Genomic DNA, 16,052 nt, shown 5'->3' with positions numbered 1-16,052 from the left:
TGATACAACTTATGGTATATAATATTAGTTATATATACAATTTGATTAAATATAAAAAAATTCTATAAATGCGATTATGAGTAATCAAGAGTTCTTAAACCCTAAGTTTTTAAAGTATTTTATAACAGTAGCAGATACAGGAAGTATTTTATCTGCAAGTTCGAGTTTAAATGTTGCTCAACCTTCAATTACAAGATCTGTACAAATTATTGAAAATAGTTTGGGAAAAAAATTATTTATCAGAACTAAAAAAGGAGTCACTCTAACTAAAGAAGGTGAAATTTTTTACATGAATGCAAAATCAATTTTAGCGTTCAATGATAAAGTTATAGAAAATATAAAATCTATAGAATTTGATGATAAAAGTATAAATAATGATCAAATTACTTTTGGTATTCCAAGTACCCTTACCTATTCCCATAAACAAAATATACTTTGGTTGATTAAAAAAAATAATCCTAAAGTAAGAATAAAAGTTATTGAAAGTGATAGTTTTGAAATGATTAATCTAGTTGAAAAAAATAAAATTGATTTTGCAATAAGTTGTATCAAATTTTCAAATGATAATATTGATACAATCAATTTATATGAAGATCCGTTTTGTGTTGCCTTTTATAAGGGACACCAATTTCAAGAAATTAAAGAAGTAAGTATAGATATGGTTCGAAAAGAAAAAAATTATATCTTTAGAAATACTTGTGAATTTTTTTACTATGATTATTTAAAAAATAAAGGTTCCTTTCCAAACTTTAAAGAAATCCAAAAAAATATAAAAAAAAGAAAGCAAGAAAATAGTGATAGAGATATTGTTTTTACTGATAGCGATACAACAGCAGCCTCATGTATTAAAAGTGGTTTGGGAGTTGCGATAATTCCTGAAAGTGTAGCAATTGATCATAAACTTTTATTTACCAGAATTAATAAACCCCAAATGAATAGAGATATTTTATTTATTCAAAATAAAAATAATAAAAAAAATATTAATACAACCAATGAAGCTTTAAAGAATGCTTTATGGTTATAACGACTGGAGATTAAAATATGAGATTATTACTAACTTTTATATTTATATTTGTATTTAATTTAAATTTTACTCATGCAGAACAAAGTGAAGAAAAAGTACCAACTGTTACTACAAAACAGTTTAGAGATTGGACTTTGCGATGTGTTACTGAAAACAAGAAACAAAAATGTGAAATTGTACAATTTTTACAAGTTAAAAATTTAAATCTACAATTTACAGTAGTGTATTCTGAATTTTTAAATAATAAAAATGAGTTAAAGGAATTAATTAATATAATCACACCACTAGGTGTTAATGTTCAAAGACCTGCATCAATAAATTTTCATAAAGGGACTGCAGTTAATTTACCTTTCATAAAATGTGAAGTTGTTGGATGTATAATATCAATTTCAAATGATACTACCGATCCTGCGATAGAGAGTCTTTTTAAACAAATTAAAGAAGCAATGAAAAAATCAATCTACTTTGAAATTTTAGTTGATGGATTTAGAGAAAAGCCATTTTTAATTAAATCTTCATTACAAGGTTTTGAAGATGCACTTACTGAATTTGAAAAACAAAAAAATTAAAAATTTGTGAAAAATTTAAAAAAATACCTTGGGCTTATTTTTCTAGCGCTGTTAGTGCTAATTAAAATCCAGGACAGTAATTTTGTTAAACGAATAGAGAATATCTCATATGATATTTACCAGTCTATTTTTGAGGAAAATAGCGATTTTAATGATGTTTTAATCGTTGATATTGACGAGAAAAGTATAGGTGAAGTAGGCCAATTTCCCTGGAGAAGAGACGTTTTTGCCAACCTTGTTGACAAATTAGAGAATTTGGAAGCATCAGTAATTTCTTTCGATATTTTTTTTAGTGAAGAAGACAAACAAAACCCTAGCAAAATATTAGGAGAACTTAATATTTCTAATGAAGGAGTATTAGACTCTGACCAATCCCTAATTACTGCAATTCAAAATTCAAATGTAATACTGCCAGTTTTAGGAGACATTTCTGTTTTTGATAAAATGAATAATTCTAAACCAAAAACAAACTTTATATCAAGAGGAGGTGATGCAGAAAACTACTTATATAATTTTAAAAATAAAATCACTTCACTTGAAGTTATAAATAATGCAGCAAAAGGTATAGGTAACATTTCATATCTTGATAATCAGGATGGTGTCTTGCGGTCATTACCAATTTTACTTAAAATCGATGGAGATATCTGGCCATCACTAAGTTTAGAAACATTAAGATTGTTGCATAAAAATAAAAGTATTTTAATTCAATCATCAGAAAGTGGAATAAAAACAATTAGAACTAAGAACTATAGTTTGAACACAGATCCAAATGCAATAGTTCATATCAACTATAAAAAATTTGGTAAAGATAAATACATTTCAGCTGTCGATATTTTAAATGACAAAATTAGTAAAAATATAATTAAAGATAAAATAATTTTAATTGGAAGCTCAGCACAAGGTTTATTTGATTTTGTTAAAATACCTAGTGGAAAAGTTATCCCTGGAGTTGAAACACATGCTCATGCAATTGAAAATATTATAAATAATGACTTTATAATTAAAAACTTAAAAACAGATATTATTGAAATAATTATATTATTAATTTCTTTGATCTTAGTATTAATAATTCCAAAAAAAGTTAATCCAAAACTAAGTATAGTTTTTTTTGTAGGCTTATGTGTATTTCTAATAACTTCTAGCTTAGTCTTTTACCAATTTAATTATTTTATAGATATATTTTATACTACTTTAGGCTCTGCATTTCTATTTTTAGTTACTCTGTATTTTAGATATCTCCAGGAAAATGAAATAGCTATTGAAAATGAAAAAAAACAAATAGTTTTAAAAAAAGAAAGAGAAATTGCTGGTGAGGTACAAAAAAAATTATTTCCAAAAGAATTTGAACAAAAAAATATTCTTTACGCAAAGAATGTTCCTGCGCGAGATGTTTCTGGTGATTACTACGATTACATAAAAATATCTGAGGATGAATTTTATTTCACATTAGCAGATGTTTCTGGCAAAGGAGTTAAGGCTGGAATACTAATGGCAAATGCTGCAGCTGTTTTTAGATCGATGGCAAAACTTAATAAAGAAGTATCTACAATTGCAAGATACATTAATAATCAAGTTGCGGACTCATCTTATCAAGGAATGTTTATAACTGCAGTTGTAGGAAAATATAATATTAAAGAAAAAAAAATAGAATACATCAATCTTGGGCATGAACCAATTATGGTTTATGACGAAAATTTTAATTTTGAATATTATAAATCTACACTACCTCCGCTTGGAATTATGGCTATGGATAATGACGATTTTTTTCAGACAAACGAAATAAGCTTAGTAAATAAAAATTTAGTTATCTATACAGATGGTGTTACAGAGGGATACTTAGAGAATAATCAAGAATTAGAGGCAAAAGGTGTAGAAAAGGAAATTAGCGATAATAAATTTAAGTCGCCTGTAGCAATTATTGAGCATTTAAGCGATATTTTAACTAAAAGAAAAGAGCCTTTAAGAGACGACATTACCTGTCTGATCATCTCCGGATTTTAAGAATTGTTATGAGAATACTGATCTTTCTTTTTTTTATATTTATTTCAATCACTAAGGCTCATGCAAATTTAGTTTTAAGTGAAGTTTTAAATAAACCGGAAGATCTTGAACAAGCATTTTTATTTGTAGAGCAAGAAAAAGATAACAAAGTTAATGAAGCAATTTATGCGCTCGAAGTTTTAAAGAAAGTTTACCCAGAAAATTCAGAGATCAAAATAAAACTATTTTATCTTTATGAAAAAACTCAAAACGAGACAGAGTTAAAAAAAATATTAAATGAGTTAAAGGAATTTGAAAACATTCCAAGTTATATTGTAAGTAAAATAAATGAATTAATTGTTTCAGAAAATAAATCTGAGAAAGAAAATTTACAAATATCAAATGATAATTCTAAAGGAATAAAATATTCTGAAATTCTTAACAATCCAACTGATCTTGAATTAAATTTGAGATTTGCAAAGGAGCAAGAAAGTTTAGGAAATTATAAAACTGTTATTGCAACTTTAGAAAGACTATCAGATCTATACTCAGAAAATTTAGATTTAAAATTATATTTATTGTCAATATCGTTAAAAATAGATTCTAAAGAAAGAACAAAAGCAATTATTGATGAAATAAAACAGAGTGAAAAATTAACAGCTGATATCAGAGAGCAACTTAACTCACTAACCCAAACTTTAGAAAATCAGAAGAAACCTAGAGATGAAAATGACTGGATTAGATATGTAGACTTTGGTGTTAATCTTGCAGAAGAAAACAATGTTAATACTGTTTCAAATTCTAAAACATTGTATATCAGTGATAGTTTAAGTAATTACGCTGCTGATACTATTTACGAAGATTCTTATAGTGACATCTTTATAAGAACAGGAGCTTTTAAAAAACTATCTGATACTTCAAATTTAAGTTTAAGTTTAGGTAAAAATGTAACAAGACAGAATAGAGATAAGAATAAAGAAAATGATCTAGATTCTTTATTTGTTAATTACAATAAACAATTCAATAAAAATTATACGTCCGCTTTCTTTTCAATGAATAACAATAATTTTGTTAATGATGCTGAAAATGTAATTTATAATGTTACTCTTGAAAACAGATATCTAACTAAACCAAATCAAAATCTGTTAGTATCTTCAAATATGGGTATTACAGATTATAGAACAGATACTACCTTTAGTTCTGCGGATAATAAAAATAATACTTATTATGGACTTGCAACGGGTTATGAATATTTTTTGAGCAATACCAATAATATAAAATTTAAATTAGGTATAAATCAGTATAACGCTAAGCTAGACTCTTATGGATATGAAAATAATTTTTATACTATTTCAAATTCAGGAAAAATTGGATTTCTAAATTATACAATATCTCATTCAAATAACTCAAATAAATATGATAAATCTGACACTTTCGTAAAAAGCGATACGGTCAGAGATGATGAGATTGTAACAAATAGTGTTACACTTTCTGGAAATTTAGAAGATCTAATAAAGAATAAGTATATAAAGAATGTTTTTTACAATCTTTCTTATTCTGATATAGAGTCGAGCTCAAATATCCTTAACTACGACTATGATAAGGAAATAATTAAATTTGGATTAACAAAAAGGATGATGTTTTGAAGAAAATATTGGCTCTAATTTTAACCCTATTTTTTATCAGTCATTCAGTTGCTGATGAGAAAATTGTAGGTGCAATTACATTATCGATTGGAAAAATTACCAATCAAAAAGGAGAAATTTTAAAAGCTGGAGATAAAATTTTCTTTGGAGATGAAATTATTTCTGATGGAAAATCTAAATCTCAAATAATCTTTTTAGACGAGACCGTTCTTACAATCGGAGAAAAAACATCAATAACAATAGATGAATTTGTTTTTGACCCAAGTACATTGGACGGCAGTTTTTTAGCTACACTTAATGAAGGAAGTGTAAAAGTTTTAAGTGGATTAATTAATCAAAAGAACCCTGAAAAATTAGAAGTTAAAACTGCAGCGGGAACAATAGGTTCAAGAGGTACAGAGTTTCAAACAATTATAGATGAGGAAGATAACGCCCAAGTATTACTAATTGGTCCTGGGGAAGACAACACTTTAGGATTAAGGCCAGGTGCTGTAGAAGTTGCAAATGAACTTGGAAGTGTATTATTAGATACACCTTTTTCATTCACTCAATTATCTTTAAACCAAATTCCAACTCCTCCAGTTGAAATTACACAGGAGCAATTGCAACAATTCCAAAATTTTTTAGATGTTAAAGCAAATCTTGATGTTCAAGAAGTAGAAAGTGCAATTAAAGAAGGTTTGTTTGATGATCAGCAAATAAGTGGAAATGAAATAATAGGTGAAATAGTAATCACTGCTTTGAATTTAAGTGATGGAGGATTAACTTTCGATCAAATAGCTGAAGTGCTAGGTGTTGATGTCGTAGATATTATTGGCGAAGAAGGTCAAGCTGAATTTGAAAACGAGTCAGCAGAAAACCAAATTGCAATGGCAAATGCTGAAGGTGGAGACGGTCTTGCATATATTTTACGTTATGGTGGTACCAATTTAGGAGAAACAAATTATGGAGATTTCCAAGGTATAACTTCAGGGACTTACACTTATACAGGTAACGATATTAATATGGCAGCAACTAAAGGAACTGGTTCTGGGACTTTTAGTGGTGTAACTACAGTTAACTTTGCATCTCAAACAATTAATAATACTTATTCAGGAACATTATCTTTAAATGGTAATGCAGATGTAGATTTTAGTTATTCTTTTACAACTGATTATTCTAGTGGATCAGCATCTACATCAATGTGGGGAACAAATAATGGAATTTTTAGTATAAATAATTCAAACGGTACAACTGCGACAACTACTAAATCAGGTGAAGAGGGATTTATTCCAACTAACTTTGCTACTAATGCTTCAAGTTATTATGCTGATGCTGCAACGGATTTCTTTAACGTTCAAATGAATGGTTCTCCAAATCCATCAACTGGTTCTGTAGCAACAATTGCTTTAAATGTTTCTGATTATAATACAAATGGAACTGATACAGAAAATACTATAGATGGCCAAAGAACTGGTATTATGCCATCAAGAGATTAAAATTATCTATTATTCCAAGATATAGGTGTAACTGTAACAGCGTTTCTGCTTCCTATAGCTTTTACAATCCCAATTTCTTGATTCAATGAAGTATCTCCATACACTAGCTTAATTTTAATTTTTCTATTTCCTGGAGTAAAGTCGCTAGTATCAGTACTTTGATAGTAAACTTTCTGAAGCTCGTCTCGCCATTGTTGAATGGTTGCAACCTCACCAGAAGGAGACGTAATTTTTAATGGTGAATTACTAGAAGCTATAAAATCAGCTGTTTTAGACCACCCTGTAGATAATGCTAAATCACCTGTGGTATCAACTTTAACAGAGTCCTCGTCGCTTATAAAAATACTATTATCACTTCCATCATTGTAAAAAGAAATTTCAGCTCTTTCAGGACCTAATAGTACATTAATGTCATTATCATCTTCTTCAATATCTGCACCAGTAAAATCTCCTACACTTCCTCCATATCTAATGATGAACCCTTCAACATCAGAGCTAGCCATACCACCTCTAGTCATAATTCCAGTTGTAGATGCAGAACTAGTTTGTTGGAAAACAAGATAATCATTTGTATTAGCAGCTGGATGAGAGCTAATCCAGTTTGCAGCAGTAAAAGGTCCTACTCTAACACTAGCCTGACTAGACCTCGTAGAAGTTACACCGCAACTTGCTTCATTTTCTAAATTATCTCTAATGTCGTCTGCGTCATCCAAATCAATATCTAATCTTAATCTCCAAAACTCTTTGTCCTTCCAAGGTCCAGATGAATATCTCCAAAATCCAGATCTAAAAATTCCACCCTGACATTCATCTGTTCCATTGACCCAAACTTGTTTATCATCAGTTACACCAAGCTCTTCAATTGCATCTAGATCCGCGGATGTTGTAACATTAGCTAAATAACCTTGAATACCACAAAGGTTTTGGTAACTCGCTTGAAAATTTGCTTGATTGTAACTTAACTCAGTATCTTTTAACTGATAATAATGTTCAGCGTTACTTGGCTTTTGAATATCTCCTAACAATACTTCTATTTCTCTTGTTCCATCAGCAGATGCATTGTGTTCAAAATACATAGATTTAATTAAATCAACATAATTTTTACAAGTTGCATCTCCAGATAAAGTAACCTCGCTAGTTTCATTTCCTGTAGCAGTTAAATTAACTGCATTAAGTTCCTCTGAGCCTACTACAAGCTTGTCACCAGTTTCAGCTCCTGATTTTATTTTCACAATGGCTTTTGTTACTCTCCTATCAAAAAGTTTAATTACTCTTTTTGTAGCTATTCTAATATTAGGATCTTCATCATTTTCCATACCCCCATATTCTAAAACTAATCCTCTTATTGAATAATTAAAGTTATTTGAGTAACTTGCACTCCAATTGTGTAAATCATTCCATGTGAGCTCATCATCGTCATCGAAATGAGTTCCTAATAAATGAATACCATGTTCTGTTTGTGCAACATTATTAGGTTCTCCAGTTCCATTCCAATTTCTAAATGGCATACCATCAACAAACACTTCACCAATTTGTTGACCTTGGGGATCATTAGAACCAGCTGTAACACCTCTTTCCCAGGTTCCATTGTTAGCAGAAGGTGTTCCAGAAGCTGTTCGTGTTGGAGCAAAAGCCAAACCCCTTCCATTCCATAACATACCTTCAGGGCCAGTCATCCATCTCCATACAGGGCATTCTGTGCTCGTTACCGTATCATCAACGTTTGTAAACGAATCTGTAAAATATCTTTTTGTATTATTGCCTGTAATTGCTGCATTTGAAGACAAAGCTATTTTAGGATCTTTATAAAACAATGTTAAACCAGACTGAGATTGGGGGTTTGCATTTGATGCAGTTAGTGATGAAGATCCTTTTCTATAAAATTCATTCTGATACCCTTCCAGTAACCACATTTGAGCTGAACTTGCTGTATAATTAGACCAAGAAGTAGAATTTATATTATTTCTCGTATCTAAATCGACAAGTCTAAATGTTGTGTTGGAAACAACTCTAACTCTATAAAATCCAGTAGCTAGTTGTGTCATACCATCAACATTCATCTGATTAGTGGTGCTAATATCTGCAATCTTAATGATATCATCACTGGTAAGACCATGTGCCGAACTTGTTGTAATTAATGCCGGATTAGCTTTTGATATTGATGTAATTGTTCTTGCTGTTGTTGTTTGATATTTTTCAACTATGTTTCTAACATATCTTGTACTAGCACCATAAGTTTGGCCATTTCTATAAAACGGTATATTTTCAAAATCTCGTAAAGCTTGAAAATCAGCTGTTGCTTGAGCTCTATTAGATCTTTGTCGGAAACCACCACATTTATTTAAATTAGCTACAGTATTTGCGTTATCCGACATAGCTAATCCACCCATCCATCCATTACCAACTGCTTTAGTTGTAATGATATCATTTTCAGACTCGCTTGTTATAGTTGCAAGGTATCCACTTTTTCCAAAATAATCTAATTGTCTAGATAGAGAGAACGCTTCATTCATTCTTCTATTTTTATTATTGTATAGATTTTGACTTGAATTAGCAGTTCCATCTGGTCTAGCAGGAAACTCATAAAATTCGTAGAAGTGATTATACCCATCTCTATGCTCTTCAACATGAAGCGGACCTAAAGAAAATAAAATTGTTCTTTCTCCAAGCGAGGCTGTAGTAGTTTCAGTGTCTTCACCTTCTGTGCCGTCTGAACCATCTGTTCCTTCATAAGCATAAGGGTTTTCTCCTTCTTCTGCATCTACTTCTTTTGAATTGTAATATTTTATAGATTCAAATGCTTGTGTCCAAACATCTACGTCTGCACACGGTGCATCAGACTCGTCACCTTCATACATAGTCCAATTATGTGGATTATAAATTGTAGGGGTTTGAGTTAAATCTAATGAAGAACCACCAGTTATCGTGCCACCTGAAGTATTTTTCCAAACTCTATTATTAAACCAAACAAAATCATTAGCTGAATAAGTTGATGTTGAACTCCAATCATTTGGTTTACCAGAATGAACCATAGTAAGGACTCCTGTGTAGGCGTTCCAACCTGGATAATCGTCAGTCGTATCATGATCTACAGAAGATGAAGAGGTATCACCTGTTATTGCTGAAGGATAATCTTCAGCACCAGTATCAAGTTTTAAATAATCTTCTATTACGTCTGGGTTGGTGTCTGCATCAATATCTAATAAATCTCCATCACTGTTTCCATCAACTGGAGCTACATATGTGTCTGCTTCTATAGTGGCTCTTGCAACACAAAAGTTATGACCACTAATATCTATCTCATCTGCATCGTCAGTGTCACCATCTTGGTTAATATCATGCTCTAAGCTAAAATGATCAAAACCTCCATATTCAACAACATAACCAGTAATACAATCTAGTCCTCCAGAACTACAATTTGGAATTCTTCTTAAATCATTCCAACCCCCGTTGGTTCTATCGCTTCTATTTATTTCCATATCAGCATATGGCTCTGCTGAATTATTGGGTTCACCACTTTGCCAGTTTGTATAGGAAACACTCATTCCCATTAAAGGTCCTGACTCTGATTGCATATTGGCTGCATTCGAGGTTGGATTTCTCCAATCTGAGTTTGATAGCCAAATATAGTGTTGATCACTAGATTGATCTAATCTTGTTCCATAGTAATTTTCTCTGGTTTCTCCAGCAGCAACATGAAAAGGGGTAACCCCAGTACAGCCAGACTGTGTGCTGCTATTGCACATTACAGCATCTTTAATAAATTCATTTTCTTCAGCACTTTCTATAGAAACTAAATATCCTCGCATACCTCCACAAGTAGATTGCTCAGCTCTTCTTTTTGCTTCCCACCAGTCAATCGAGTCACCATTATAACCCAGATCAGAAGTTACATTTGGTGCAGTTGAAAAATATTTATAATAATGGCCATAACTATTATCACCTGAATTTGATGTAAATTGTACACCGTCACAATCGCTACCCAAAACCTCAGACCAATCATCTTCAATAAAATCGTCACCAGCTGATTTTCCATCATCTTTTTCTAGGAAATACAATTTATCTTCAAATTCTGCACAGTCTCCTTCGGAGTATGATGAGGCGGCACTGAAATCTGTAAATGAATTAGAGTTACTACATTGCTCCATAGACCTTTTAAAAACATAAAAGTTTGTATTGGTATTATCCTTGGTTTGAATTTTAATATCTCCAGTCACTCCTTCTTGAGCAATATAGTTATTTAAAGGTGTTATTAATGGAGTACCTTCTTGACCAGTTAAATCATTTAGGTCTTCTTCTGTGAGTGCAATTTTACCATCTCCTACATCTCCCTTTTGAACTGGGGCTGAAACAATTAATTCAAGAGGAACGATTTGTTCTTGAGGTCCTTTTCCACATGATAAAATTTTGTAGTAAACAACATCTTCTCCGGGTGGAACATTGATCGACGGTGCATCGTCCGTTGTTGAAGTAACTGGATATTTAACAATTTCTGTTTTCCATAAAGTTCCTTTATTTCCAATACCATAAATCGTTGCATCATTTTTTCTATCAGCTGCTCTTGAGGTATTAAAATCTTTAGCAGTATTACCTGATCCTTCATTAAACTTATAATATGAAACTAATCCTGGTTCAGAACCTGTTAATCTTCTTCTATTATTGTTTGCAATGTCAGTGCCTGATCTTGATACATTCCATATTCTCATTTCAGCAATATTACCAAGCCAAGGAACACTTTGAATTATTGGATCTCCAGTCAAATAACTACTAGGATTAAAGCCAGCCAAACCTTCTCCGATTGCTAACGGCCAAAAATCTCCTTCAGGTAATGTCTCAGGAGGATTAGTATAACCAGATTTAGGTCTAGCTCCTATATCTGCATTATATGTTCCACTTAAAGTTCCATTTTGGTAAATTCTAACATTACCGGTATCAGTACTCCCCGGTGTACCTCCATCCCATACCCATGCAATGTGAACCCACTCATCCTTAACAGGAGATCCAATATCTCCTTGGTCATCCAAAACAACTTCTCCAAGTCTTGGAGACCACTCATCATTTTTAACTTTAAATACTAAATCCCAAGTTCTACCCCATTCAAAAGCATGCATGTCATAAGTAGATCCTGGCTGTTTATTTTGTATCCACATTTCAATTGTAAATTGATCGTTTGGAAAATCTTTAAAGTTTTCAACAAGCGCAAAAGATCTGTCTGTGTAAGTAGTATCTTTTTCAGTATTATTTTTTGAACCTTCTGCTGAGAAATAAATAGATCGAACTACATCTGCATGCCTTTGAACAAAAACCTCATAAGACATGTCCTCAAATTTTGGATCATCTGTTCCAAGATTTGCATTTATTCTTTTTGCATAATAAACATCTTCACTAGAATTGGTAAAACCATGCCTATTAAGACATTTGTTATCTGAGTCAGCGACATTAAGGGTATTTTGAATATCAACTAGAGTAAAACTATTTGAATTTAGCTGATCAGTGATCCATTTCTGACCTTCTTGTAATCCCGTTTCCGCAGCAAGATTTACTTGTTGCATTACTGAATTTCTTGAAACACTTTTTAAATCATTGTCATAATAAAAAAACATTGCTCCCGTCATAATTGACAATGCTGAGACGACAGCAATTACAAATACAAGGACAAAACCTTTTTCGTTTTTTTGTTTTTTCATTATGAGTCGCTCCAAAGTTGCTGTCTATCAATATAACTATGAGTTTCCTTACATCTATTCGACAACATTCCAATAACAACATCCTCTCCATCAACTGTCACTGTTTTTTCAGATATTTTCACAGACGGCTGAACTGATCTTTCAGGATATTCAAATGTAATTACAGCCTCATCCAAGCTAGTAGTTAGTGGGACTGTCTGTCTCCTAAATACCTTCTCACCTTCTTTTCCTTGAATATAACCCTCAATGGTCATTGCTGCTTTTGTTTTATAAACAGTGATATTTTCCATTGCTGTTTCTGAGCAATCAACTCTATCTACATATACTTTTTCTGTAGTAGTTAATTGGTTTCCTCTTAAATCTGTAGCAACAATTCTTATTGAGAAATATTTTTTATTTGAAGGTAAATTAGACCATCTAATGTCACTATCATCATTTAAAACTAAATAAAATTTATCATCTTTTTGGTCAATTCTAAATCTAGTTCCATGATCTACATCTTTATCAGCATCATCATTTGGAACCTCTCCAAGATTAAATCTTACAAAATCATGTGTATCAGGTTCTTGAGTACTAGTAGCATAAATCTCACCTACTATTAGATCTTTGTTATCATCCTCAGCAATATCAAAGTTATTATTATCTGTAATGGCTGTTCCATCTGCTTCCTTAAACGATACCCCTGTAGGTGTAGTGTTTCCAATATTAAAACCAATATATACTTTTTTTATGTCTGAAATTCTATTATTAGAGGTATCTTCTGATTGAACTGCATAATAAAAAGAGTCTTCTTTTGGAGTACCATCATTAAAACCATCTGCATAAGCTTGATATCTGAAAGAACCATCAGCAAAAACATAAATAGTATTTCCTGCGGTAGTTGTTACTGTTGCCCTGGCACCACTATAAGAATCTTTATCTTGAGTATCATACATTTCTCCTATATTTGGAAGTTCTGTATTATTAGCCCAAACTGCTGAGGTTGCTCTCCACTCTCCACTCAATCTGCAATTCATAGATCTACTAGAACCATCTACACTTTGAGTTTTAATTGAACCTGTTTCATTTGTTCCTCTACCACCGATTTGTGCACAGTTAGCTGATGAATTTGACTGCACCAAAACTTCTATGTGTTCTCCAAAGGGATCATAAGATTTACTTAGCAAACCATATATTCTGTTTACTGTAAAATAGTCTTCGTCCATGTAATAATATAAGTTTTGTGCTTTAGGCATTGGTTTATTGCCATCAGTTTTGTCAGGAATAAACCTTGGTAGTCTTGCAATTTGAATATTAGAATACCTATTGTCAGGTTGTGAAAAAGAAACTATTGCAACTGAACCTTTTTGAAATCTTTTAAACCCTTCTGTTTTTAATTCTTCGGTATCATCATCTCCGCTTGGTAGAGTAATAGCAGTTGGTGTTGTATCTTCATTATAAGGCCAAGCAGATAGTGTGTGATCAAATAAGTCTCCATCGCTATCAAATCTATAATCAAATGCTGTGAACCTTTGACTGTTACTATTAGCAACATGTGGTTTGTTATCTATATTGGCTCTAAATTTATTTGGGTGGTATGTAAGCGTGACAGTATTTTTAACACCAGTATTTTTTCCGTGTCCACATCCCCATTTATGAGTTGCACCAGGATTATAACTAATTCTTGAAAATGAACTACCTCTATTATTACAGTTCCTAGAACCAGTATTTGTTGGTCTAGTGCTATCAGTTCTCATAAAAAGTCTATTGTATCCATTCTCATTGAAATCAGACATTTTTGATGAATTGGGAGTAGACCATCCAGTTAACCTATTCATATCAGCATGTGATAGATAGGATCCTTCATTATAACCACAATTTCTAGTGTGATCGAACTCATAACCTTTGAAATGATGTAGATGGATAGCAGATCTATTACCTTGTGCCCCCCACCAAGACCATAAATACATATCATAAACAAGATCTGCTGGCTCACCCCACCATTCATTTTTTTCAGAAGCAGATAAACCGTCCCATTCTGTTTTATCACTACTTCTTAATGAGTTTCTTAATTTAGACGCACTAAATCCAGATGTGCCATTTAAACTTTCATAATCAATTCCAGCACAAGCTCTAATTCTACCATCTGGCCAAGTTTTTTGAACTACGCTAGGTCTTTGATATCCAGCTGCAAATCCTAACATGTCGTCATCCATCCATGCACTCATATCATGGTTACAATCTGGATAACCGCCGGAACAAATCATTCCTTTTAAAACAAAAGAGTCATATTCCTCAGTAGAAGCTAAAAAAGAAGGAGATGCTAAATTTTGCTGTATATAAAATGATCTTCCATCATCTGTTAAATCGTAATTAGGACCTCCATTATAACTTGATGTTCCTTTTCTCTCATAATTTGCATCTCCATAAGTAAAACCTTTTGCTTCCCAAGTATGTAAATTTACATCCGAAAATTGAGGTGCATCATATTTCATTACTCTTACCTTGTAATCTTTGTACGCCTCATTTTGGTCTTCCCAAGGTTGACTATCACAACTTGTATCCAAATCTGCTTTTAACCTAATCGTAAAATCTTGATAACCGTCAGAGTTAAAAGTGTAATTTGTATCTAAATTATCTAAAGTGCCCTCAAGAGTTAATGATCCATCCCATTCACCATCATCAGCAGAATTATTATTATTTAAATCATCATATCCAGATGTTACGGTAAGACCTGGGGGTAAATTAGCGGCAACTGTGGTTGTAACCAACTTTAATCTCATTTCGTCATGGCTAACACTTGGTATTCCAGTTATTGCGGGTGGTTTTTCTGAATTAAAAACTATAGCATCGTGTGTCCTAGTAAGACTTGTCCCTCCAACTGTTTCACCTTGATGAAGTATGATAATATCATCAGAGGTTGTAAAGTTTGCAAGCTGAATATCTCTAGTAAGATTGTTTGCACACTGAACTTTTAAACTACCGGTAAAAGGTATAACAGCTGTCCTATTTTCATGAAGATCTTCTTCATCATAAACATAATAAGTTTTTCCACCAAAGTTTAAATTTCTCATGTAAGCAGAAGCTGTATATTTTTCTGTTACTTTTTCATCTTTAGAGACAAGAGTGATTTCAAAATCAATATGCTTACTTCTAATTCTAATTCCAATTTCATCAAAAAACTGGGCAACAGGCATCCAGTCTGCATCGACTGTTGTATTGACAGTATCATCTTCGTCACAATTTGTTGTGTTCCAAACTTTTTTCTTTAATACAGTTTTATCAGTAATAGGAGAGTATGGAGATTTTAACTCGTACTTAATTAATTTTCTTTGAATATTTCCACTATTATCCTCGGTATCAAAACAAAATGATACAATTTCTCCAAACTCAGTATCATCTGCAACTTCTGTACCATCTGTATTTAAAACCTTTACCGGCACTTGAACTTCACCATCGGTACTATCAGGATGTTTATAACCAGCCATCTTGCTATCGTGTTGTAATACATGTAGTGCAAATCTAGCCTCCTGTTTCATATTATTGTGATTGATTTGTCTGACAAATGTACCCTGAAAATTATTATAAATTGTATAAGTTGCCCCCATAACGATTGTTGAAACAACCACAGCAACTAAAGCTTCGGTAAGAGATAATCCTTTTTGAGTAATAAATTTTTTTAAATTCAT

General features: G+C 31.9%; 7 protein-coding genes. 5 read left to right on the top strand and 2 right to left on the bottom strand.

The genetic code is table 11. The annotated features are described in order from the left end of the window. Positions 1–76: 76 nt before the first annotated feature. Genes ACTTA5_RS00660 through ACTTA5_RS00640 form a run of 5 tightly spaced genes read left to right on the top strand, consistent with a single transcriptional unit; the run spans position 77 to position 6,697 of the window. Positions 77–1,024 carry a LysR family transcriptional regulator gene (locus tag ACTTA5_RS00660; RefSeq protein ID WP_440647099.1) on the top strand — a complete coding sequence of 316 codons (948 nt, stop codon included), beginning with the start codon at positions 77–79 and terminating at the stop codon, positions 1,022–1,024. A gap of 17 nt (positions 1,025–1,041) precedes the next feature. After that, on the top strand, positions 1,042–1,593 hold the full coding sequence (locus ACTTA5_RS00655; protein WP_262589719.1) for an invasion associated locus B family protein: 552 nt from the start codon (positions 1,042–1,044) through the stop codon (positions 1,591–1,593). 54 nt (positions 1,594–1,647) lie between these two features. Beyond that, on the top strand, positions 1,648–3,594 hold the full coding sequence (locus ACTTA5_RS00650) for a CHASE2 domain-containing protein (protein ID WP_440647097.1): 1,947 nt from the start codon (positions 1,648–1,650) through the stop codon (positions 3,592–3,594). A gap of 8 nt (positions 3,595–3,602) precedes the next feature. Further along, a complete protein-coding gene (locus ACTTA5_RS00645; protein ID WP_440647095.1) occupies positions 3,603–5,219 on the top strand; it encodes a hypothetical protein in 1,617 nt (538 codons plus the stop codon). Further along, positions 5,216–6,697 carry a FecR domain-containing protein gene (locus ACTTA5_RS00640; protein ID WP_440647094.1) on the top strand — a complete coding sequence of 494 codons (1,482 nt, stop codon included), beginning with the start codon at positions 5,216–5,218 and terminating at the stop codon, positions 6,695–6,697. Before ACTTA5_RS00645 ends, ACTTA5_RS00640 begins: the two co-directional genes overlap by 4 nt. Before the next feature lie 2 nt (positions 6,698–6,699). Here ACTTA5_RS00640 and ACTTA5_RS00635 read toward each other — a convergent pair whose 3' ends face one another. Continuing rightward, positions 6,700–12,384 carry a LamG-like jellyroll fold domain-containing protein gene (locus ACTTA5_RS00635; protein ID WP_440647092.1) on the bottom strand — a complete coding sequence of 1,895 codons (5,685 nt, stop codon included), beginning with the start codon at positions 12,382–12,384 and terminating at the stop codon, positions 6,700–6,702. Further along, positions 12,384–16,052 (bottom strand): PilW family protein, encoded by a 3,669-nt coding sequence (locus ACTTA5_RS00630; protein ID WP_440647090.1) that lies wholly within the window; start codon positions 16,050–16,052, stop codon positions 12,384–12,386. Before ACTTA5_RS00630 ends, ACTTA5_RS00635 begins: the two co-directional genes overlap by 1 nt.

The sequence above is a fragment of the Candidatus Pelagibacter sp. HIMB1521 genome (assembly GCF_052047875.1).
In the GTDB taxonomy this organism is placed as follows: Bacteria; Pseudomonadota; Alphaproteobacteria; order Pelagibacterales; family Pelagibacteraceae; genus Pelagibacter.
This window is presented reverse-complemented; position numbering and strand designations above follow the sequence as displayed.

Coding starts and splice junctions, on each gene's coding strand:
- ACTTA5_RS00660 (WP_440647099.1), top strand. CDS start 77: ATGAGTAATCAAGAGTTCTTAAACCCTAAGTTTTTAAAGTATTTTATA.
- ACTTA5_RS00655 (WP_262589719.1), top strand. CDS start 1,042: ATGAGATTATTACTAACTTTTATATTTATATTTGTATTTAATTTAAAT.
- ACTTA5_RS00645 (WP_440647095.1), top strand. CDS start 3,603: ATGAGAATACTGATCTTTCTTTTTTTTATATTTATTTCAATCACTAAG.
- ACTTA5_RS00635 (WP_440647092.1), bottom strand. CDS start 12,384: ATGAAAAAACAAAAAAACGAAAAAGGTTTTGTCCTTGTATTTGTAATT.
- ACTTA5_RS00630 (WP_440647090.1), bottom strand. CDS start 16,052: ATGAATTTAAAAAAATTTATTACTCAAAAAGGATTATCTCTTACCGAA.